Genomic DNA, 23,711 nt, shown 5'->3' on the forward strand with positions numbered 1-23,711 from the left:
TTTCTATTTGGCTCCGCTTGAGGATTTGGTCACTCTGGAGAAGATGAGCAGGACAATACCCAGGAAGAGCAATACGATCATAAAGTAAATCCATGCCAGAGCACTAGACAAACCGTAGTTGGTCGTGTTGACCTTGGATATGATCGGGTTGGACGGGAACGTGAACAAATCGACTACCGTATAAATCAAGTTCAGCAAAATAAATGGTGTCAAGCCAGGAAGCGTAATTTTCCAGAACGTTTCCCAAGGGTCGGCTCCATCAATCCGGGCTGCCTCATATACCGAGGTCGAGATAGTCTGACGACCTGCCAGGAAAATCAAGATTTGCACACCGGAATACCACAGGATGAGAACGAACGAGTTAATGATAGAGTTAAGCGGAGCCGCCCAGGCTTTCGGCAAATAGGTGTTGATGTAGCTGCCCAGCTCGAATTCTTGAACGAAGGACAACGTTCCTTCCCCCTGAGTAATAAACTCCTGGATAATTTGTCCGGTGGAGAATATGACAGGCAGGAAGAAAATGACCCTGAAAAACGAGCGTCCGATAAACTTCTGATTCAGTAAAATCGCTACAAGCAGCGAGAAAACTACGATAACCGGAATCATCATTAACGCTTGACGCAAAAACGGCAGCAAGTCATTGTACAAGAGGCCGCCATCCGCAAACAAAATCTCGCGGTAGTACTGGAAGCCGACCGGCGAATACTCCACGCCGCCGGCCGTAATTTTAACGCGGTTAAAGCTCATGTAGAACGAATATACCAGTGGAAATGCGATAAAGCCCAGAAATCCGATAACCCATGGTGCGATGAATAAAGAACCTTCCACTTTACGTAGGGTGGCGGAGCTCAATCTCAATTTGCGATTCATTGGCCAGCGCCTCCTTGAACTACGATAAAGTCTTGAGCCGGTATCGTTACCTTGCCGTCGCTATACGGTGTTGAATTGTAGTTGATAACCACTTTCTTCCCTCCGTCGTAGGTAACTTCCTTCACGTTCGGAGCAATGGTTTTGTGGCCGACAATAAATTTGGTCTGTACGTCGCCCAAAGCTTTATTGTAGCGCTGGTATTCCTCTACAGCGGTCGATTCCCAGTCATGAACATTCATGCTGTAGTAGTAAACGGAGTAAGCCCCTTTCATATCCTCAGACGGCGCATAAGTGAAAATGAACGATGGGCTTGCGCCGTATTCGATACTGCGAAGCATCTCGGTCTTGTACTGATCCCGCAGGTTAGACCAGCCGGAAGAATAGGTGACAAGGCCATGCAGCGCGATTTGCAGGAACGGAATGGATTCGTCGATGAACAGGTCATACGAATAGTCATCCGCTATGCGGTGAATATGGCTAATGTCCTTCAGCGTATACATATTGGCTCTTTCTACGCTTACTCCGCCCAGCGTCTCTTTCGTCTCCTTAAGCATCTCCTGCTGCGTATGCATCGTTTCCGTTCTCGTAGACGGTGCACGGGTATTGAAATCACTGTTCAAGTACCGGCCGATGCCGTCTTCAAAATAAATGCCGTCCGCACCCAATTCCTTAAACTGGCTCATGTCCTTGGAGAGCGACTGGGCCGAGAACTTCGGACTCATCTGGGTAATCGTATCCCGGCTTGCAAACATTTCGAAATCCATCAGCTTGCCTGCAAGGTTACGCATCCCGTCATATCTCGCATTGAATCCGTCTCTATCGTTATTGTTGTAGGTGTAGTTAGCGGTCAAGTAGACCGGCACCTTCAAGGAATGTGCGAATTGGATGAACTGCTTCATGCCTTCATTGCCGCCCAGCCGCTTATCTACCGGGAACAATCCGCCGAAGGAGCTGTAACCGCCCTTCTGCCAGCCCAAGTATTGAATGGACATATTTTCAATGCCAAGACCGTACAGCCTTTTCACCATTTCCATCGCTTGAGAGGTTGAAGTTCCGAGCAAATATTTATCCCACAGCATCCCTTTTTTCACGTCTGCTCCAACGATATCCACGAACATCGGAATCTTGTTCGACGCAGCCTGAAGCGGCTTAACGCCTTGTTCCTTCATTAAATATTCGCGGTATTTGGAGGCCATGCCGACATAGTCCGCATTGGTTTTATCGAGTAAGTAATAACGGGTGCTGCGCTGATCGGAGGTAAATCTTTCTTTACTGTAGGTAAAGAAGCCCGCATTTCCTTTTTTGCTCGTATTTTGGAAAAACTTGATCCGATACTGCCATTCTGCCGTAATCCAGTTGGATTGGCCGAATGCGCCGGAAGGGGAACCGAATACTTTGGAGTATTCTTCTCCGCCGGTCATGATCGCTACGAATGCCTTGTCGCCGGATTTCATGCCGTATACGGGCATCTTCGCTTGCTGACGGGCCGTTCTTTCCGCATAAAATGAAATATCGCTGCCGTACATATTCTCGCGATAAATCGATTTATCGTTGATCTGTTTCGTTTTGAAACGGATCAATGCACCGGAACCGTCTGGAACGACCATGTAGCCGTCTTGGCCGACGGAAGGCTCCGCGCCGAACATCGGGTACAGCTTCAGGTTCAAGAGACTGAGCTTGCCTTCCTCAATGCCGCTGTCGATGATTTTGGTCTCTACGTAATCATCCTTTATGTTCACTTCCACCGGAATTTTAAAGCCGGAGGTTTTGAAGTTGAACGTGACCTTGAAGCCTGTCGCCGTCGTCTGGAAGCCTTCGAGCACGCCTTTATCTTCGATAAGACTGGTCATTTTGGGCTGCGACTTGAAGTTCGCGGCATCGATATATTCAACCATGATGGGAGAACGGAGATTATTTCTCCACGTTCCTGTAATTGTTTCTTGAGGCCATAGATCCACATTCGGATAGGAGCGCCAAATTTCCCCATTTCGCTTATCTTCTACCTGGAAGTGCCCGGTCGTGCTGTCCACGAGGAGCTTCAGCTTGTCGCTCTGTGCGGCGAGCTTGAAGTTCGCGTCGTTCGGCAGCTCCGCCTTCACTTTGTTCACATCGACCGGAGCCGTTGCCGGAGCCTGTGTCGGAGCAGCTGTATTAGCCGCAGGAGCTTGCGCGTTGGCATCAGGCTTGGCGGCATTGTCCCCTGCGTTCCCCGATCCGGCAGCCGGTGGATCCGCCGCATTAATCGTCTGGACCGCCTGCGTTGCAAATAGAGATAAGCTCAGCGTAGCGGCCAGTGTCGCGGAGAGGACTACTTTTGTACGTTTACGTCTCATCGGATCGTCACCTCCTGATAGATCGAATAGAAGAAGTCTTTCATTTCACTGCTTAGTCCGAATGTGATGAAGATTAAGACACCGAGAATCGTCATAGTTACGAGCGATAGGAAAATGTTCATAACCGTTTCACCCACGCTGTAGTTTTGCATGGATTGCACCTTCCAGAACATCAGCAGGCCGACCCATATCATCATAGCAATCTGCAGGAAGGAATAGATCGCGCTTTCGCTTAATGTCATGACATTGGAAAGCAAGGTTAATGGCAATCCAACCAGAGCAATCGGGAACAAAGCATACGTGCTGCCGAAGGCAACGTCCCGGAACCGGCCTTCCCCGCGATAGATCGTGCTTATCAAGTAGTTGGATACGATCCAGCCTACCCATAACACCATAAACTGGATGAACACCGTAATCAGATTAATGTCCAATACTACGGACGGATTAAATGTGAAGTTGGTAAAAGCTCTGTAAATACAGAACGATACCAGCGCCAGCAGCAGCATGATGGTGCTGCTCGCGAATCCGCCTTTGCCTTCGTAACGAATCGCGCTGAAGCCGTCGATCGGATGCTTCAGAATATAAAATGCATGCTTCAGCTGAACGAGCAAAGGAATCTTCGTTCTTTGGCGGTTCCGCCATTTTTTACGGAACTCACTCTTGCGCGTAAGACGTTCAAACAGCAAGTACCCTACTCCGAAAATAATGACGATGTTCATTAACAGACCGAAGTTTCTTTGGAACCACATGAGCCGGATTTGCCAGAATGAATCCGAGTAGCCTTGAATCTGCCCTGCATCGTAGAACAATTTCTCTGCGCGCTCAAAGTCGCCTTTCTTATAGGCGGCTTTGGCAAGGCCCAGCATCGCCGGAGTATAGTAGGCGTTAAGGCGCAGTACTTCCTGCCAAGGCTTCTCGCTTTCCTCATAGCGGCCTTCCTGCGTCAATTGGTTCGCTTTATGAACCAGTTCACCGAATTCCGACAAACGGAACACCTGTACGACGTTGTTTTCCTCATCCAGAATATACAGATGGTTCTTCGAGTTGGAGGCAATGGCCGATGGCGTCTTGACTACTCCAAGCTTGGAGGAAGAAGCGGTGGTGTCTCCCGACCAGAAAAACAACAGATTTCCGTTCGCATCATATTGGTTGACGTATTTTAACGTGGAATCGATGGCCGTAATGTTACCGTTACGGTCAACCGTCAAGTCATTCAGCTTCGGCGTCAGCTTATCTCTGCTCGGAAAACGAACTTCCCCGAACGTTTTGACTGCGTCTCCGGTAGCCGACGTGTCGTTCTTCGTTGCCAGCAAATCTTTGCCCGCGATATTCAGCTTCTTGATCTGACCGTTCGTCACTTCTTTCGTAACCGTATAAATAAAGCCGTTCTGGTCGATCGTTACGCTGCTGACAGAGCCCGGCAGCTTACTGATTTCCCGCAAATACATTTCGCGTGTGTACAGCATCCGTTTCAATGCGTCCATAACGGAAAACTCTGTTTTGTTAGCTCCGAAGAAGCTTTGGAAATTGCCTTCCGGGTCCAGCTGCAGCAAGCCCTGGTAGCCGCCCAATGTAGCGATATACAGGAAACCGCGCTTATCGACGGCAACCTTGATCGGATCGTATTTGAACGATTCAGGCAAAAACTTCGAATCCGGACGCTTGAATTCGCGGATCATCTTGCCGTTGCTGTCTAACCGCAAAACGCGTTTGTTGCCTGTGTCAGCAACGTAAATATCTCCGTTTTTATCGATAAATACGCCTTCGGGCTTCTTGAGCGGGTTTTCCTTCACATCGATAATCCGCTTAAAGTTCCCGTTCTCATCCAGATGCACGATCCGGTTATTTCCCGTATCGGCGATATAGATGTTGTCCTTGGTATCGATAAAGATCCCTTTGGGCTGTACAAGCGGGGAAAATACCTGCTTGGCAGGATCCTTGGGATCCGGAACATAAATTTCCCTGCCCAGCACTTCAACCGGTGTATAGGCCGATTGGGTCCAGACCAGCTGGCCGAATCCGTCCTTATAGTTCGTATCGTAAGGCACCCAGGCAAACGCGGTCATAGGCATCATGACCGAGGCGAACAGGGTGAAGGCCAGAAGAAGGAACAGCGGCCGGCGCCATCGTGTTTTGACTAACATGGTTCTTCCTCCTTTCTCTATTATTTGATCCCGGAATGAGCCATCGTAGCGATAACTTTACCTTGGAATATCAGGAAGATGATCAGGTTCGGTATGAACATAACCATGGCTGCGGCTGCTGCCGCGCCTTGTCTCGCAACGTTGTTGGCCAGGTTATTGGTTAACGTGGACAGGAAGAACGGGAAGTTCTTCATTTCGTCGTCCTGCATGAAAAGCGTCGAAGTCTCTGTATTGCCCCAGGAGCTTTGGAACGTCAGAATCGCAACCGTCGCCACCGCAGGCATACAAATCGGAATGACGATTTTCAAGAAAATATGAATCTCGGTTGCTCCGTCAATTCTGGCCGCCTCGAGCAGCTCGTTCGGCAGCTGATCAATAAACTGCTTGAGCAGGAAAACCCCGACAGGCATCGCCAGAATAGGCAGGATATGCCCCCAGTACGAGTTCATAATGCCGAGATTGCTGGCTACCAGATACCGCGGAATCTGCACAGCTTCCGGTGCGAACATCAGCGTCAGAATGATCGTAGCGAATACCGCTTTATGACCCGGAAACTTGTGCTTGGAGATCGGGTATGCGCACAATGCGCTGACAATGGTCACGCAAACGACGGCTCCGCCCGAAATCACAAGGCTGTTAAACAAATAACGTGTAACCGGCACTGTCGAACTGGAGGCTACCAGGAACAGCTCGACGAAGTTCTGGAAAGACGGCTCCCGAACAAAGATATTCGGCGGATATATGAACAGCTCCTGATACGGCTTCAGCGCATGGTTAAAGATGTAGATGAGCGGAAGCAGCATGAATATCGAGAACACCACGAGCAGAAATACAAGTACTTTTTGAAACGTGTCCATGGAGTGCAGCTTGGATTTCTTTCTCCATGGAACCACCTTCTTCCACCAAACGGCTGCGTTTTGCATTATTCATCCTCCTTAGAGCCGAACAATCCCATGCTAAGTTTATTCGACAAATACATCAGAATTAGCAGGAATACGGAAATCGCAGCGGCATAACCCATTTCAAATCGAATAAATCCATAGTCATCGATATGGTTAATGATCAAATGTCCCGCATACTGCGGAGTCGGTGTTTGTCCCGACAGCTCCACACCTATCGCTCCGGCCTTAAAGGTGGTTACGATAGCCATGACCGCTCCGAACAGCATTTGCGGTTTCATGGAAGGAATGGTAATGTACCAGATTTCCTGGAGTCTGCTGCTCATGCCGTCTATGCGCCCAGCTTCATATAATTCCGGGTTGACGTTCAGAATACCGGCCATCATGGCCAAGAAGCCTACACCCATACTGGACCATAAGGTAACCACGATCATGGAATTCATCAGGTAAGCTTTATCGGTAACCCACAGGATAGGCTCATCGATAAACCCGATTTGCAGCAATAAACTGTTCAAGTAACCCAAACGGTCGCCGGATAGAAGCGGCAGCCATACGATGGACATCGCAATCCCCATCGTCAATGAAGGAGTGTACATCGCAAGGGCGAACCATTTGCGCAAGCCCGCAGGCAGCTGCGTAATGAGCCAAGCCAGCAGGAAGGCAAGAATATAGCCGCCGGGTCCAACGATAATAGCGAACTTGAACGTGTTCGGAAGAGCGTACTTCAGGAACGTCAAGTCCTGGGATATTAAGTTCTGAAAGTTCGTCCAGCCGATAAAACGCGGAGGCTCGATAGCATTAAAGTAAGTAAAGCTTAGAGCAATCGCCGCCACTACCGGTATGACGATAAAGGCGAGAAAGCAGAGCATAAACGGTGCAATAAACAAGTATGACAAGCGGTACTCCCACATCTCGGACAGAAGAGCCTTCATCTTATCCGTCCATGTCAGTTTGACCGGAGCGGCCGTTTTCGTTGATAGGCTTGCTTGGTTACTTAACATACGGATTCACCCCATCCCAAGGCTTATCGACGACCGGTAGATCCATCGTTCGGATGACATTGCCATTCTCGTCGATAAAACCGAATTCCTGCTGCTTACGCCTTAGCTCCCGGTTAATGTCCATTACGGTGGTTTCCAGAGAGCTTCGGTAATTCGTTCCGTCTACAACGGCCCGGTTCCATGCATTATTGATTTCACGACCTACGAAATATCCGCCCGGCAGGTTCGGCATATCCTTGTACCATCTCCACTGCTCCAGGATGACGTTAGCATCCTCTCTCTTCCAAGGAAGCTTGGAGAAGGCCTCGACATTGGCTGTATTCCAGCGGAAGGCTACTCCGTTAAAGGCTTCCAAATCGGAGCCGTAACGTTCTTGGGTATCGGCGGATGCCCACCACTTCATAAATTTCCACGCTTGGTCTTTCTTTTTCGATTTGTTGAAAATGACACCGGCCGTCTGACCGCCGCCCGACCAGCGGGAAATGGATCCATCCGGCTGCTGGGTACCCGGAATTTGGGCGATCCCCCAAGCTCCATTCAATTCAGGAGCCGCTGCGGACAATTGAATGTACATGTTATAATCTGCAAATCCGATCGGCATGTCGCCTTTGCGGAAGTGCTGCAGGAAGCTGGTCACAGAACGGTCCATCGCGTAAATATTGAACAAGTCGGTCCACTGCTTGAAGGCTTTGAAGCCTTCCGGTCTGTCCAACGCGGTCTTGGAGCCCTCTTTATCAAAAAACTCCGCATTGTTCTGGTATACGAACGTCATATATTCCGTAGGCGGCATATAGAAGTTCATATAGTTTTGCTGCAGCGTCGGCAGCATATCGTACACGTCGTTCCATGTGTTCGGTATCGACAAGCCGAGACGGCTCAAAATATCTTTGCGGTAGTACAGCACATGGAAGGATTGTGTTTCAGGCACCGCATAGTAGCCTTTATTATAGTAGAAAGGCAGCCATGAACCCGGGCTGTAGTTTTTGTAAAGATCCTTGAAATCCGGGAATTGCGAGATATCATAGATACTGTTCCGAATCGCGTAATCAACTGGCAGGTCCTGCGTTAAGCCCAGTGCGATATCCGGCTGGATGCCTGCCGCATTCGCCAAGACGAGCAGCTGAGCATTCGGAAGCAGGTTGACTTTGACCTGAATGCCGGTTTCCGGTGTGAACGTCTCGTCCGATAGCTCCTGCAGCTGGGTTACGTAGTCGCGACCGCGTTGCACCCATACGTTCAGTACGTTATCGTCGATATCGCTCAATCTGTTTTTCGTTTGGAACGAGTAGAAGAAGTTGACTACCATCCCCTTCATCTTTGTGAAGAAGGATGCTTCCATCGAAGGAAAGCTCTTCTCTACCGGCGCAAAATACACTTCATCGAGCTGAAGCGGCTGTTGGACCAGCGTTTCGATGAACTTGCTTATTTTTTCATTCGTCGTGCTGATCGTATCCCTGTGATACGGGATATCATCGACTTTGGTCAGCAGCTCCTCAATATCCTTGATGGAGGTGTTCATGCTCTCGCTGACATTGTCTTTGCGCCCGTTTACTTGCTGCATCTGTTCGGACAGCTTCTTAAGCAAGTCGACGACAACCGTCAAGCGCTTCGGCAGATCGGGCATATCCTGAGCGATTTTCCAGGTCCGGTTCTTGTCGTCCTGACCTCCTGTCAGCGACTTCAGATCCTGGTCGATTCCCTGTAAAATATCCGTAATTTCCTCAATACCGATGATGACCGGCTTGAACGGTGCATGCGTCACGGACATCGTCAACGTATGCGTCCCTTTTTCCAGGTAAAACTCGTACGGCTTTCCTTCATCGTCGGATAAGGTAACCCCTTTCCAGCCTGTATCGTAGGAGAAGCGATAAGCGAGCATTTCCTCGAACGGAACCTTGCCGTCTATGGCTATACGCCTAAAGGAAGCCTTTTGCGAGATGGTGTTTTGCAGAGCGCGCATGCCCAGTTTATATTTCCCCGATTCAGGAACATCAAGAGTCCATGTGATTTCCTGGTTCTGGTCATACCACTTTTTCCCACCGATGCTGTTAAACGTAATTTTGCCTTTCGCCAGCGGAACCGATCTTTGATCCGTATCGGACACCAACTGAATCGCCGAATCGTTCTTCGATTTCACGTCCTCGGCCTGCAGCGTTACCGCCTCCGCTTGAACCGGCTTGGCTTGCGGATAGGCTGCGCTGACATCCTTGTACGATTTCAGCTTGGTTTGCGGAACCAGCTTGATCGATTCCAGAGCGATCGGCTCGAAGCCCTGCAGGCGGATCGTATGCGACCCTTTACTGAAGTACCATTGCAGCGGTTCGGAGTATGCGCCACCCGCATCCCTCAACGGTTTCACGGACCAGCCGGAAATATCCTCCGATTTGGGCCGGATGTCGTTACCGTCAATATCCTTCTTGATTGGACGGGCATCCTTCCACTCCCGGTACAAGGTAATGGAAGAAGCTTCTCTGAACGGATGCGCTCCGTCGAGCTTTACATCCCAGCTGATCGGCCTGCGTAGGCCGTTGCCCGTGAAGGGACGATAGGATACGTGAAGCTCATACAGGCCATCGTTAGGCACATCCACCTGATATTCGATCCAGCTTTCCTTTGGACTGTTCCATAGAAGCACGTTGCTTTTGCCTTCATAGCTTCCTACCGTCGCTACCGATTCATCCGACTTTTTGGACATTTTGCTTGCGTTGATCTCGATAGGAGCCGCCCCATCCTTGATCCCTTTATCTTTCCAGCCCTTTAAGACGTTGGCATAATAAGGCTCGAACTCGTTTGCCTTGATGGCTTGACGCTGCTGGTTCCCCTGCTGGGCCGGCTTAGCCGCATCCGGTTTGGCAGCCGTATCGGCCGCCCGCGCCGTTTGCTGCGGCAAAATCGGGAACGCCGTACAAGTCAAACCCAACGACCCGATCAGCAGCACAGCAACAAAGCGATTTCGTATGCGTTTCCATTTTACAGCTTGCAATTCAGTCACTCCTTTCCCTTACGCCGTATATTAATCCATGATCCGCTCGCCGGTCTCACTGTAGAAGAACAGCGCTTTCGACATATCGACCGCTACCTGGATCTTATCTTCCTCATCATAGTGATACCGCGGGTTAACCCTTACGATAAGCATCCGTTCCTGCCCGATATCGAGATGAAGGAATCTGTCCGCGCCCATCAATTCACTAAGCTTATGAATGCCCGGAATGATCGCGTTAGGATAAGCCTGAAACACCATTTCCTCCAAGCTGATATTCTCCGGCCTGATGCCAAGGGTAACCACTTTGTTGACCTGCTTGTTCTTGATTAATGAATGCGCTTTCCCTTCTGGAATAGCCAATGAGAAGCGCTGAGTATGAAACTCCAACTTGCCTTGGGCATTCTCTTGAATGCGGCCGTCAATAAAGTTCATTGGAGGCGATCCGATAAAGCTGGCGACGAACGTATTGGCAGGATTCGTATAAATGACCTCCGGCGTATCCACCTGCTGGATGATCCCCGATTTCATAACCACGATTCGGTCACCCATAGTCATCGCTTCGATCTGATCGTGCGTTACATAAATCATCGTTACGCCCAGCGATTTGTGAAGCTTGATAATCTCTGTTCTCATCTGTACGCGAAGCTTGGCGTCAAGGTTGGACAGAGGCTCATCCATCAAGAACACTTGCGGATTCCGTACGATGGCGCGTCCGAGAGCAACCCTTTGCCGCTGTCCGCCGGACAGCTGTCTTGGCTTACGGTTCAAGTACTGCTCGATTTCGAGTACCCGGGCCGCACGCTTAACGGCCAAATCGATTTCATGCTTAGGCAGCTTGCGCAGACGAAGACCGAATGCGATATTCTCGTAAACGCTCATGTTCGGATACAGCGCATAGTTCTGGAACACCATAGCAATATCTCTGTCCTTCGGCGGCAGATCGTTAACCAATGTATCGCCGATATAGATTTCTCCTTCGGAGATATCCTCCAAGCCGGCAATCATCCTGAGCGTGGTAGACTTCCCGCACCCGGATGGACCTACGAAGACCAGAAACTCTTTATCCTTGATTTCCAGATGGAAATCCTTCACGACCGGTTGTTTGTCCTTACCGTATCGCTTATAGAGATGATTGATCAGAATTCTCGCCATATTACCGCCTCCACGTGCAAATTTACTTAATCTTAGAAACTATTGTAATGAATTCCGTGTGAAGATGGTGTGAATAATTAGTTAGAGGAGGAACTTTTTGTCTCCTGGCGGATTCATTTTTAATAGAAGAAAGAGCCGCTTCACAGAGCAAAATAGTCCATGTTTATTGAAGGAATCATTCATTTTTATTTCATTCCGACTATGTTAATGTCTAATTTGTTGGAAATTTACGACAGAAGCAGGGAGGATTGGCATGAATGCGTCCGATCAAAATCCAAATCAGTCCGCTGAAAAAAAGAAGCTTGTTCAACGGTATTTAACCTTCTTAAAGCCTTACCGTCTCACCCTCTTGCTCATATTGGTCCTCGGTATTTTTCAATTTGCCGTGCCGATGATCGGCCCTTGGATGACCAAAATATTGATTGACGACGTGCTTCCCCAAAAGGAAGGCTTCTGGAATTTGACCAATGCCGTGACTTTTCTGGCCATCGTGTATGCGTTCGGCATTTGGATCAATTTTTTGCGAAATACGATCACCTTCCGGCTTGGTAACCGGATGGTTTATGATATTCGTCACCAGCTGTACGAACATATGCAGAAGCTGTCGCAGCGCTTTTATGATAACAGGCAGGTCGGCAGTATCGTCTCGAGAATTATGAATGACGTCAACGGAGCGCAAAACCTGGTCAACGGCGGGGTTATCAATCTGATCATCGATATGTTCCTCGTCCTGTTTGCCGGCTTTATGCTGTTCAGCCTGCATTGGAAGCTTGCCTTATTGTCCCTGTGGCTGCTGCCGCTCTATTACTTGACCTTCACCAATCTCAATGTCCGGATACGTCTCTCCTGGCGCTCTGTCCACAGACAGATGGAGCGTATTAACGGGGTTCTGGTCGAAAAAATCTCCGGCATGAAGGTCGTTCAATCGTTCAATCAGGAACAAACGGAGATGGAGCGGTTCGAAAAGCAGGCCAAAAATCATATTAACCACGCCAACAAAGCGCAGCTCCTCGGAAATTCGTTAGGACGGCTCAGCCAGACGTTTACCCAAACGGGAGGCATCATTATCTGGTTCACCGGCGGCCTGCTCGTGTTGAAGGGACAATTATCCATAGGATCGCTTATCGCGTTTCAAGCCTATTTGAGCCAGCTGTACGGTCCTATCCAGCGGTTCGCCGAAGCCAATGTCACGATACAAAATTCCATGAGCAATATCGAGCGCATCTTCGAGGTGTTCGATATCGAGCCGGAAATCAAAGTTAAAGAGAACCCGGTTCCCCTCAAGCATTGCAAGGGCGGCATTGTATTCAAAAATGTTTCCTTCACCTACGTTACCGAGCGTCCGGACATAAAAAAAGAGCCCGGTAAATCGTCGGACCCGGATCTCGTGGATATGGCCGAGCCACCCAAAAAATTTTATATTATTCCGCCAAAAACAAGGCCTGACCCGCCTCCCATGGTGACCGAGCAACGCATTGCCCTACAGCATATCAGCTTTACCGCCCGTCCGGGCGAAGTCATCGCGCTCGTAGGGCCAAGCGGAGCCGGAAAATCGACCTTGATCAATCTCATTCCCCGGTTCTATGATCCGGATGAAGGCACCGTGTACTTGGACGGCGTCGACCTTAAGGACTACGACGTATATGATGTGCGTAAACATATCGCTATCGTGCTGCAGGATAATATGCTGTTCTCCGGAACTATCTTCGATAACATTGCCTACGGCAACCCGAAGGCAGACAAAAAGCAGGTTATTCAAGCGGCCCGCGCGGCAAATGCCCACGGCTTTATCAGCGATATGGAGCTTGGCTATGATACGGTTGTCGGAGAACGGGGAGTTCGTCTGTCGGGCGGTCAAAAGCAGCGTATCGCCATTGCACGGGCGCTGCTCAAAAATCCTCGCATCCTGATATTGGATGAGGCAACCTCTGCGCTGGACGCGGAATCCGAGGCGCTTGTGACCGAAGCGCTGGAGCATTTAATGAAGGACCGAACCACCTTCATTATCGCCCACCGGTTAGCCACTGTAGTAAGAGCGGATCAAATTCTCGTCTTTGATCAGGGAGAAATCGTGGAGAGCGGCACGCATCAGCAGCTGCTTCAGCAAGGCGGGCTGTACCGCGACCTGTATGAGAAGCAATTGAAGGCGATGCGTCCTGAGGAAATGAAAAATCTAAGCTTTGGGACATAGCACATAACCAAGCGGAAAAAGGAACCTTGATAGTGTTGAAAAACCTAGTTTTGCGTGAACTATGCTGCATAGGGAGGTGGGGTATGCCTCGAAGGAGTTTACGTCCGCCTTTGAAACCCGGGAAAATACCGCCAAATCTAATCACCTTTCACGGGTTTCAATAGCTAGGGACTTTGCGTAGCAAAGCCTGCTTCGGAAGCCTGGATGGAGGGGTATACCCCATCGGAGTATATTGGCAATAGTTCATCTCCATAGGTTTTTCAACCAACTCAGGAACCCCAACAGGTTCCTATTTTCATATACAGCGACCCGAAGCATTAAGGCTCCAGCAGCTTGCCGAGCGGCTTGTACAAAGCATCCACCCACTGCGTCGGTCCCTTCATGTCCGGGAATAAGACGAGAAGAACCGCTAATATCCAGCCTGTCAATGTAATGACGATAAACGCTGCTTTTTCCCTTCTGGTATGCTGCTTCATTCTTGGCCACTCGTATAAAACCATCAGTAAGGTGACGACGGTAGCGAAAACCGCAGAGCCCCAGCCCATTATTGCTCCACCTCTTTATTTTGTTTCTTGGAATCTATCGTCGCCATTCCGGTCCGGAGGATTTTGGCGGAAGCCTCGATGTTTACTTTAACTGACGGGAATACTTCCCCCCACCGGTCCTTGACCTGATGCCATTCCTTCGGATACTTGCGTCGAAAGGCTTCGGCAAAGTTAAAAATATCCGCGTTCAGCTGTTTTTGCGGCCGTACGAGAGCCGCTTTGATTCGCTCCTCAATATCCTCAGCCAGCTCCTTCTCCAATTTCTTGGTCACAACCGGATCACTTAAATCCAGATTCGTCGTATTCTGGATCACATCGTCCTCCGTCTTGATTATAACCGTTACGCTCCACTGATCTCCCTCAATGTGAGGAACCAGATTGGTGCTGCTGCGCAGAAGCTTCATGGATACGTGCCCCGCGGACTCCTTAGGTTCTATCGTCACGATGGAGGATTCGACCTCATTTCTCAGCCATAAAAGTCCCCGTGTCAGCTTATCGTTCAACCGGCCGACCATTTTATCCCCTCTGATAATAGCCGTTCCGTTGATAAAGCCTACCGTATTTTGGGACTCTTTACCAGCCTCGGGCGGAAGAGACTCAACCCAAGGCAGTGCGGCTGCGCCCGCATCTCCGTTCAGCATCTCGGCAAAATCCTTCACGGTTACCTTCATTCCGGTTTGAAGCTTGGCCATCTCCCGAAGCACCTCGGCGGAGCTCCGTTCAATGGGAGGGATTAACCGCAAAATACTTTTGGCATCGCCTTTGCTGACGAAGACATCCGCTCTCTCCCGCGGACCGGACTCCCTCATAATAAAATCGATGTTGTCTCTAAACCCGTCCTTGGCAAGCTCCTCGCCAAAAATAAATATTTCACAATGCCCCCAAAAAATACGGCGCGGGAATCCCTCCTGCAGCTTGGACATGGCATCCGCCAGCGTCACTCCCTCCGCCGCTCTGACGATAGTCTGGGCGGTAGCGCCGCTCGTTCCCTTGCCGGATTCGCCTCCTCCACCGCCACCGCCACCGCCACCACCCCCACCGCCGGAAGGCTGAGGAACGAATACCTGGACGGAAAGCGATATTTTATCACCTTTTTTATCCAGCCCTGCGGCCATAACCAGCGTCAAGTCATTCACTTCGACCCGGTCCCAGCAGCCGGTAAGCAGCAGAACCATAACGAAGCCGCTTATTGCCGTAATACAGCGAGTGAGTATGCCCATCGTATCCTGCCCTTTCACATGGATGCTCTAAGTTCGATTGCATTAGGACTTTGGAGGCCGCGGTTTCAAATGAGGCGACTGCCGGCGTTCATTGTAATATTCGCTAAGGTGCGGCCGCATATCCCTTGTCCAAAGCGGATTTCTAAACAATACGTCTTTGAGAGCCCTTTTTTTCAAAGGTGCTACGGTCGACAAATAGATGACCCCGAATGAACGCAGCGTACACAAATGAATAACAATCGTAATAATGCCGAGCATCAAACCAAGCAGACCCAGAAAGCCTGCAAGAAACATAAGCGGGAAGCGAAGCAGCCTGACGGTAACCCCCAGCGTATAACGCGGGAAGGTAAAGGAAGCCACTCCAGTAAAGGCTACGACCATGACCATGGGAGAGGACACCAGTCCTGCCGAGATGGCAGCCTGACCAATAACCAGCGCCCCTACGATACTTACGGCGGCACCGACCTGTTTGGGCAGGCGCAGACCCGCTTCGCGCAGCGCCTCAAAGGTCACTTCCATCAGCAGCGCTTCAACCAGTGCGGGGAAAGGAATTTCTTCCCGTGATTTGGCGACACTGAGCAGGAGCGTCGTCGGTATCATCTCCTGATGATACGTCAATATGGCGACATAAGCCGATGGAATCGTAAGCGCAACTAAAAAAAATAAATAGCGGAGCCATCGGATCATAGAACCCGCCCAATAGGTTTGGTAATAATCTTCGGGCGATTGAAGCAAGGAGAACATAGTGACCGGAGCCAGCAGAACAAACGGCGATCCGTCCACAATGATACCTACGCGTCCCTCCAATAAGTTGGCACTGACTACATCCGGGCGTTCCGTAGACAGCATGGTAGGAAAAGGCGTATACGGATTATCCGTAATTAGCTCCTCGATATAAGCGCTATCCAAGATGCCATCAATATCTATCCGATGCAGCCGCTGACACACTTCTTCGATCAGAGCAGGATCGGCAATTCCTTTGATATAGGTGACTACCACTTCCGTCTGGCTGTACCGTCCTACCGTGAGAGATTTCATTTTCAGAGAGGGGCTGCGAATGCTTCTCCTTAGCATGGACGTGTTCACGCCCAATGTTTCTGTGAACCCGAGACGCGGCCCTCTTACAACAGATTCCGCTATAGGCTCTTCAATGGAACGCTTCTCCCACTTGCCTAAGCCTAAGGACATGGCGATGTTCATCTTGTCAATGAACAGAACCGGATCCCCTCTCGAAATGCTTTTGATAGCATCGTCGTATGTAGTTATTTCCTGAGAAGCGGACACCTGAATGCGGTTCTTCAGCTCCGCTCTTGTTATTCCTGTTGGACTTGCCTGCATCAACGGGGACAGCACCTGCTGATCCAAAAGATCGGTATCCGACAAGTTATCTATGTAAACCAGTAAAGCATCCGTGGCTTCCCCAATTTTAAAGGGATGAAGAATAATGTCCGTGCAATCCTCGTACAAAGAAGTGATGACATCCTGATTCACGGCCAATTCCGGAGATAATAGACGCGGCTGCTCCTCATTGATCGGCGTTTCATTCATCTGCTGTCCGCGCCGGCTCGAATTGAACATTTTTCTGGATAAAAATTGAAACAGGTCCACTGAGCATCCTCTTTCACTATTTTTTATCCATTTTCGCCTAAGTCGCCCCTTTTTATCCTTTTGGGCACGTACTTTTGTTTATGTACCTTCTGACTTCCTGCTATGATGTTTGTTGCCGTTGATTACGGAGGGAGATTGGTAAACTCTAGAATGGCAAAAAACCATTGGACCTTATCGGTCCAATGGCGTCTGTTGAGAAACATATGCAACCTTAAACCATTGTCATAATTTCTTACCTAGGCTCCTTGCCCTGCAGCCAATGTTACAGCCCGCTATCGGAATTATTGCGTCACGCTCTTAACCAAACGGGTTGCTTCTCCATTCGGCGTATCGATTGCTTCATAAATATGGAGGGTTAGCGGATAGCTGAACTGGTCTGTCTTGATATTGCTGAATTGAATCATCTGTTCGCCGCTGACCAATTTGTTTTCTCCCGTTAAGGAAGCCGTCTGCGAGCCAAGAATACGGCCTGCGCTATCTACAATTTCGAACTTCATTTTGGAGAAGTTTTGGTCGACAACAACATCCTCAAGGCGGTCAATGGTCAGCCAGAGCTTCAAATTATAGGAGTAGGACAGGCCGAGGCCGTTGCCGCCGGGATTGGTGTAGGCCTGTATCGTCCAGTTGTCCAGCTTCGCATTAAACGGATACAAGGACATAACCGAATCGTCCGCCTCTTTCTGTACCGGAGCGCTAAAGTTGGCAATCGTGCTGCTGTACGGCGCCGCGGTTTGGTTATCCAACAGCTTCATGGTCAGATTGTCCCCTTTCTCTGAAGCAGGGATCATAAAGGAATAGCTGACCACGTAACCCAGGTTCGGCATGATTTCGGCTGCCGTAGTTGTCTGTCTCGTACCGGCATAGCTTGCTCCGTCCCCGCCGACAAGCTGCGCCTGGAATTGCGGGAAGGCAACCGTCATATCGCCTTTATTCGAAACCTTGAATTTGGCGACGACCGATTTGAAGCCTTGTCCGTCATTATCATGCAAATGCAGCTCGACTAAGGAAACCTCCGTTTTGGAATCAACCAGATGATTCATCGGATCCAAAGCGATAGGCGTGCCCATAGTATAGTTAGCCGTGTTATTCATCTGCTCTGGAGTCGGTGCTGCAATGACCAGACGGCCAACATCAAATCCGGACCCTGTCGCAGAGGTCGTTACCGGACCTGCAGCAGTACCGGCACTCGCTCCTGTACCTGAGCCCGCTCCGGCGGTCCCTGCTCCTTGTCCAGCTTGACCGCCCGCAGGAACGAATCCCTCCGTGGTCATCAGCATCAAGCCGATCAGATTGATGTCCTTATCCGACGTTATGGCGAAATGGACATATTTCTTTTCGCCGGGTGCGAGAGTAACGGGTTCCTGCTCAACCTTCTTCCCGGTGTACAACTTGTCCGGTGTCTTGCCGTCCATACGGAAATTCGAGACAGTCTCATTGCCTGTACCCGGATTTTCGGCCATCAGGGTAACTAAATAGGAGAAGCCGTTCGCATCGTTCTGCTTGGTCAGTTCTACCGGTGTATAGCGAATCGGAGAGCTTGAACCCGGAATTTGAAACGGCTGTCCCCAAGCCATATTGGCATAAGGATCTGTCAGCTGCCCCTTAGTTCCATACCAGACATTCAATGCTACAGGGACCGACAGCAGCACCTTTTCCGTCTTAGGATAGGTATATTCGTCTACCTCAACAAAGGAGAGGTCCGTGACTTCGATATCATCAGGACGATCCACGGTTACCATGTAGGACAGCTCCCCGCTCTCCTTAGCCATAATGGATTTCATGTTGGATGCGCTAGGCTGCAGCTTGTATTCGATTCCTTCCTTCGTCTTCACGCGAATTTCATAATCGGGAACACGCAGCATACCGTTCCCGTTATTCGTCAATCTGACAACAGCGCCGATTTGCAAGCCACCCGTCGTTCGATTAACGGCAACACGCTTCACCGATGCGGTTATCGAATCATTCAAAGCATAGGAGAGAGTGCTTATCGAAGCGCTCGGCACCGCATCGTCGGCCATTACCGGAATGGCTGAGGCCACTAGCGTTAAGGACAGCACAGCTGCTGCCATAGCCGTTTTCCAATTGGTTTTCATATTGAGAAAAACCTCCTTTTTTAGCATTCCTTACGGTGTCGTTGTTTTTGCCGGTTCGTTCGCCGTATCCTTTTTCATATCTGTAGTCTGTTCTTTAACGGCTGTAATCTTCTGTCCATCCTTAAGCTGATGCTGCCCGGAAACGATCAGCTCATCGCCAGCCTTCACGCCTTCCAGCACTTCCTGGTACGTCTCGTTAATGCGCCCCAGCTTCACAGGAGTTTTAACTGCCTGTCCTCCTTTGAGCAAAAATACAAAGGCGTCGCTGCCTTCACGTACAATGCTCAGGCTAGGCACAGCAATCACCTGCTGCTCCTCCTGCGTGGTCAGCTGAACCTGGACGCGGGTACCTGGCTTCAAATACCCGTCCGTATTTGACACTTCCAGCTCCAAAGGAAATGACTTCGTCTGCGAATTCATCACATCAGCCAAATAAGTGACACGGCCCTTCAAGATCCGGCCCGGGTTATCCGCGCTATAGAAGCTCAGCTCCTGCTTGCCTCTTGCCAGCTGGGCTGCCGTCTCGCTTAAGTCGGCCTTAATTTTAATCGGGTCGATTTGCTGAACTTGCCCTACCTTGCTGCCGCGTGCTAAGGTTTGGCCCACTTCAATGCTCAAATCCGTCAATACACCGCTGGTCGGAGCTTTTACTTCATAATTGTCCAGCGTGTTATCAATGTCCTGGATACTGATTCTTGCCGAATCTACCTGCGACTGAGCGCTGGCCAGTCCATTCGTTTTATCCATCGCATCTAACTTGTTCTGCAAATTTTGCAAATCAAGCTGGGCATTGTTCACCTGCATTTCGCTCTGCTCGAGCTGATGCTTCGTTACAAGTCCCGCATCATAATCGTTATGCATTTTATTGTAATCCTTCGTCACATTATCCAGCTGCTGCTGTGCCTTCGTGATCGAGTTTTGAAGCTCGGTACGGCTGTTGTTCAGGTCCTCCGATGTTTTTTGCAAAGCATCCTCCGCACTTTTCAGAGCTACCACGCTTTTTTGCTTTTGAAGGATCGCATCCTTGGTGTCCAGCTTAAAGATCACCTCCCCTTGCTGAACCACATCGCCCCGTTTTTTCAGTACCTGCAGCACCTGGCCGTCCACTTTGGGGCTAACGTCCACCTGTGAAGCCGCAACGACATCCGCTATTTGCTCCTTCGGATCCCCCATGCTTTGCTTAGTGACGGCTGCTACCTTGACGGATTTGGTATCCGATTGCGTTGACGCCACCGTGTCCGTTGTTTTGGGTGATGCGCAGCCGGCAGCCAACGCAGCGACAAGAAGAAACGATCCTGCCGTCATCGACAAGCGCCGGTACTGACTTTTTCTTTTCCGCTGATTCATCCTATCCTCTCCCCTTACATGTCCATAGTTTCATTAGGTTTTTGCTTACGGTGCAGCCATTGTCCGACTTTACTCTTGATGGCTTCAATCAGCTCATACACGACCGGTACGACAACCAGAGTCAGTATCGTTGAAGTCGTCAGCCCGCCGATGACCACGACAGCCAAGCCTTTGGAAATCAAGGTGCCTTTGGTCAGACCAAGAGCCAATGGAATCAACGCAACGACGGTAGCACCCGCCGTCATAATGATCGGTCTTAACCGCACCATGCCGGCTTCTACCAACGCGTGACGGACCGTGTAGCCTTCATCTCTTAACTGCTGTGCGCGGTCGATGAGCACTATGGCATTGGTAACTACGATGCCGATCAGCATCATAAAGCCGATCAAGGATGTAATATTCAACGACTCTCCCGTCAACAATAACGCTATTAACCCCCCGATGGCGGCAAAAGGAAGCGAGAACAGAATCGCAAACGGCGCACCGGCGTTACCGAAGGCAAGCACCATGACCAGATACACGATACACACAGCGGCACCCATTGCTACGAACAACTGTGAGAAGCTTTCCTGAATATCGGCGGTTACCCCTTTGACCTCGCGGGATACGCCGTCAGGCAGTTCCGTTGCATTCAACGCGGCAGATACCTTGTTGCTGACGCCGGATTTGTTCACATCATTGATTTTGGCGGTAATCGTCACAACCTGAACACGACTATCGCGCTGTAAGGAAGCAGGAGCCTGCTTTTCCGTAATTTTAGCTACTTCATTCAAATAGACCGTATTTCCGTTCGAAGCCTTCAAAGGGATTTTCCCGATTTTATCAAGCGAATTTTTATCCTCTTTGGCTAGCTCGACCGTTGTTTTGTACAGCAAGTTGTCAAAATGAAGATCGCCGAGCTGATCCTTTTGAATCCAGCTGCGTGCCGTATCGCGTATCGTCGAAGCGCTCAAGCCGAACGTACGAGCTTTTTGCTGATCGACATTGATTTCGACTTCCGTCTTCGAATCGCTCAAGCTGTCTTCCACTTCCGTCAGCTCAGGGAATTCCTTCATTTTCTCTTTCACGATAGCTGATGCGTTCTCCAGCTGCTTCTGATCATCTCCCTTCAGGGAGTAGGAGAAGTCGGTCGAGGAAACGCCGCCGCCACCGCCCGCCAATGTCTTAGGAGTTACCTCCGAGCCTTTTGGCAGCTCGTTCAGAATTAACGTTTTGTAATCATCCTTCACTTTGTCCGGGTCGGCCTTCTCATTCACCTCGGTATACACCTCGGATTCATAAGCTACCTGATCGGTTTTGCCGCCGTAGCCAACCAAGGCCTCAACATAGGTGAAAAGCGGTTCGCCCGAGCTGTCCTTGGCTTCTCGCAGCATCGCTTCAATCTGCTTCGTCTGCTGGTCGTTGCTCTCAAAGGAAGTCTCGTAAGGCAGCTTGATTTGAAAATACATTTGGCGTTCTGCCTGACTGTTCGGCATAAAGCTGACGGCCAAATTAGGCATGACGGCCGCCAATGTGACGACCAGCAAAAGGCCTGAGATAACCAGCGTTTTGATCCGGTGGGTCAGGCTCCATTTCAACACTTTTTCATAAAAAGCTTGGACCGGACCACGCTTGTTCTCATCATGATGCTTGATGCTTCCGCCGCGGATCACCAGCAGCTTGGCCATCATCGGGATCACCGTCAGCGCCACCAGAAGGGATGCAAGCAGGGCGCAGGCGAGCGTAATGGCAAATGGTCTGAAAAATTCACCGGCTATGCCGCTTACCATCCCGATCGGAGCAAATACCCCGACGGTTGCCAGCGTGGATGATGTGATAGCCATAGACACTTGCTTGGTTGCAAGCTTGATTACCGATTCGTTGCGCTCATGCGCTTTTTGCAGCGCGGCATATATGTTCTCGATGACCACGATACTATCGTCGACGACACGCCCGACCGCTATAAACATACCGCCAAGCGTCATGATGTTAAGAGTAATATTAAGCTGAGACATCGCGAGCAAGGTGATTAATATGGACAACGGGATGGATACTAGAACGATCAACGTCATACGAACATTTCGCAGGAACAACAGAATCATCAAGGAGGCGAGCAGCGCCCCGGATATGCCTTCCTTCAGCATGCCGGTTACGGATTCTTTGACTTCGTCCGCACTGTTGTATACGGCTTTGAAGGTCACGCCAGGCATCGATTGCTGCCACTCTGCGATCAGCTTGTCCGTATCGTTGGAGAAATCAACGGCATTCGCGCTCTTCGTCTTGTACAAATGAACGCCGATAGCCGGCTTCCCATCCAGGCGGGCGTTAAAGGTAGATTCGGTTACCGCCTTAATCTTGGCGATCTCCTTCAGCGTAATCGTGCTGCCGCTGCCTGTGGTCAGCTCCATCTGCTCCAAGCCAAACAGGCTGTCGAGATTGCCGGTGACCCGCGCCATCTTCGTGTTGCCGTCAAACTCGACGGAGCCGATTGGCCCGTTGGACAAAGCGCTGCGCAGCGAGGCCGTCACTTGCGCCGGGGTCAAGCCAAAGCTGTTCAATGCATCCGCATCCAGCTGAATATCCATGGTCGTTTCTCTAGCGCCGATGGAGTCCAGATGGTCAATGCCTGGCATCGCTTCAAAGCCTGGCTTGATTTTGTCCTCATAGAGCTGATCCAGCTCGGTCTGGCTCATGCCGTTGTCGGCATTGATCGCCAAGTAATAGGCAGGTATCGAAGCAAAGCCGAAGGTGGATACCTTGGGTCTATCTGCCGTCGCAGGGAGCTTCACTTCCTGCACCAGACTTTCCAAGTCCTGCTTCTTCTTATCCGTGTCTACATTTTGCTTGAATTGGACGATGATAGTGGATACGTTATCGCTTGAGGTAGACGTCAGCGAATCAAGATCCTCGATATTGGCCACCTTATCCTCTATAGGCTTCGTGACCTCTTCCATCACATCCTTAGGCGGACCTTGGTAGGTGGTGGAAATTAAGACTACCGGAAAGGATACGTCCGGCATGTTCTCCACTTTCAATGTAGATGCTGAGTACAAGCCTCCGCCCATCAATATGGCTATCATGATGAACACCGCAGCTACATTTTTCATGGAGAAGCTGGTCAGTTTGTTCATTGGGTTCCCCTCCTAAGAGCTTTGCGGAGCAAAGCTTTCTTCGTAAGCGGTACTGAGCTTTGCTTTATCAGCGTCGGCATCCACGTTATGCCCGGACGAATGACGACAGGGCACATTCGATTTCTTCGATTAAAGTACACCACGAATATGAACGGAGCATGAACAAACCCCTCCCGGCTCCTTATTTAACCGTTGGTAAGTTATTGCAGGTATAT

General features: G+C 50.1%; 14 protein-coding genes. 1 reads left to right on the forward strand and 13 read right to left on the reverse strand.

The window, feature by feature from the left end:
- Positions 1–3: 3 nt before the first annotated feature.
- From ABEA66_RS18995 to ABEA66_RS19025, 7 genes are read right to left on the reverse strand one after another with little or no spacing between them, the layout of a single operon-like run.
- Entirely contained in the window at positions 4–870 is an 867-nt protein-coding gene (locus ABEA66_RS18995) for a carbohydrate ABC transporter permease (protein ID WP_079909828.1), read from the reverse strand.
- Entirely contained in the window at positions 867–3,203 is a 2,337-nt protein-coding gene (locus ABEA66_RS19000) for a DUF5696 domain-containing protein (protein ID WP_345589828.1), read from the reverse strand. Before ABEA66_RS19000 ends, ABEA66_RS18995 begins: the two co-directional genes overlap by 4 nt.
- Positions 3,200–5,347 carry an SMP-30/gluconolactonase/LRE family protein gene (locus ABEA66_RS19005; RefSeq protein ID WP_345589830.1) on the reverse strand — a complete coding sequence of 716 codons (2,148 nt, stop codon included), beginning with the start codon at positions 5,345–5,347 and terminating at the stop codon, positions 3,200–3,202. Before ABEA66_RS19005 ends, ABEA66_RS19000 begins: the two co-directional genes overlap by 4 nt.
- Before the next feature lie 20 nt (positions 5,348–5,367).
- Positions 5,368–6,270 carry a carbohydrate ABC transporter permease gene (locus tag ABEA66_RS19010; RefSeq protein ID WP_079909825.1) on the reverse strand — a complete coding sequence of 301 codons (903 nt, stop codon included), beginning with the start codon at positions 6,268–6,270 and terminating at the stop codon, positions 5,368–5,370.
- Positions 6,270–7,178 (reverse strand): carbohydrate ABC transporter permease, encoded by a 909-nt coding sequence (locus ABEA66_RS19015; RefSeq protein ID WP_377741362.1) that lies wholly within the window; start codon positions 7,176–7,178, stop codon positions 6,270–6,272. The genes ABEA66_RS19010 and ABEA66_RS19015 overlap by 1 nt, the downstream gene beginning before the upstream one ends.
- Before the next feature lie 58 nt (positions 7,179–7,236).
- Positions 7,237–10,239 carry an extracellular solute-binding protein gene (locus ABEA66_RS19020; RefSeq protein ID WP_377768390.1) on the reverse strand — a complete coding sequence of 1,001 codons (3,003 nt, stop codon included), beginning with the start codon at positions 10,237–10,239 and terminating at the stop codon, positions 7,237–7,239.
- A gap of 21 nt (positions 10,240–10,260) precedes the next feature.
- Entirely contained in the window at positions 10,261–11,382 is a 1,122-nt protein-coding gene (locus ABEA66_RS19025; protein WP_345589835.1) for an ABC transporter ATP-binding protein, read from the reverse strand.
- 253 nt (positions 11,383–11,635) lie between these two features.
- Between ABEA66_RS19025 and ABEA66_RS19030 the strand changes: the two genes are divergently transcribed.
- Positions 11,636–13,573, forward strand: a complete 1,938-nt coding sequence (locus ABEA66_RS19030; RefSeq protein WP_345589837.1) for an ABC transporter ATP-binding protein — start codon at positions 11,636–11,638, stop codon at positions 13,571–13,573.
- Positions 13,574–13,890: 317 nt separating this feature from the next.
- On the opposite strand, the gene ABEA66_RS19035 is transcribed toward ABEA66_RS19030, so the two are convergent.
- The 6 genes from ABEA66_RS19035 to ABEA66_RS19060 all read right to left on the reverse strand — a co-directional run bounded on the left by ABEA66_RS19035 (position 13,891) and on the right by ABEA66_RS19060 (position 23,496).
- Positions 13,891–14,118, reverse strand: a complete 228-nt coding sequence (locus ABEA66_RS19035; protein ID WP_345589839.1) for a hypothetical protein — start codon at positions 14,116–14,118, stop codon at positions 13,891–13,893.
- Positions 14,118–15,338: a Ger(x)C family spore germination protein gene (locus tag ABEA66_RS19040; protein WP_345589841.1), complete on the reverse strand. Its 1,221-nt coding sequence runs from the start codon at positions 15,336–15,338 to the stop codon at positions 14,118–14,120. Before ABEA66_RS19040 ends, ABEA66_RS19035 begins: the two co-directional genes overlap by 1 nt.
- A 42-nt stretch (positions 15,339–15,380) precedes the next feature.
- Positions 15,381–16,886 (reverse strand): spore germination protein, encoded by a 1,506-nt coding sequence (locus ABEA66_RS19045; RefSeq protein WP_345590097.1) that lies wholly within the window; start codon positions 16,884–16,886, stop codon positions 15,381–15,383.
- 341 nt (positions 16,887–17,227) lie between these two features.
- A complete protein-coding gene (locus ABEA66_RS19050) occupies positions 17,228–19,039 on the reverse strand; it encodes a hypothetical protein (RefSeq protein WP_079909819.1) in 1,812 nt (603 codons plus the stop codon).
- Between the two features lie 30 nt (positions 19,040–19,069).
- A complete protein-coding gene (locus tag ABEA66_RS19055; protein WP_345589844.1) occupies positions 19,070–20,386 on the reverse strand; it encodes an efflux RND transporter periplasmic adaptor subunit in 1,317 nt (438 codons plus the stop codon).
- Positions 20,387–20,400: 14 nt separating this feature from the next.
- A complete protein-coding gene (locus tag ABEA66_RS19060) occupies positions 20,401–23,496 on the reverse strand; it encodes an efflux RND transporter permease subunit (protein WP_345589846.1) in 3,096 nt (1,031 codons plus the stop codon).
- Positions 23,497–23,711 lie beyond the last annotated feature (215 nt).

The sequence above is a fragment of the Paenibacillus vulneris genome (genome assembly GCF_039543185.1).
GTDB classification, from domain to species: domain Bacteria; phylum Bacillota; class Bacilli; order Paenibacillales; family NBRC-103111; genus Paenibacillus_S; species Paenibacillus_S vulneris.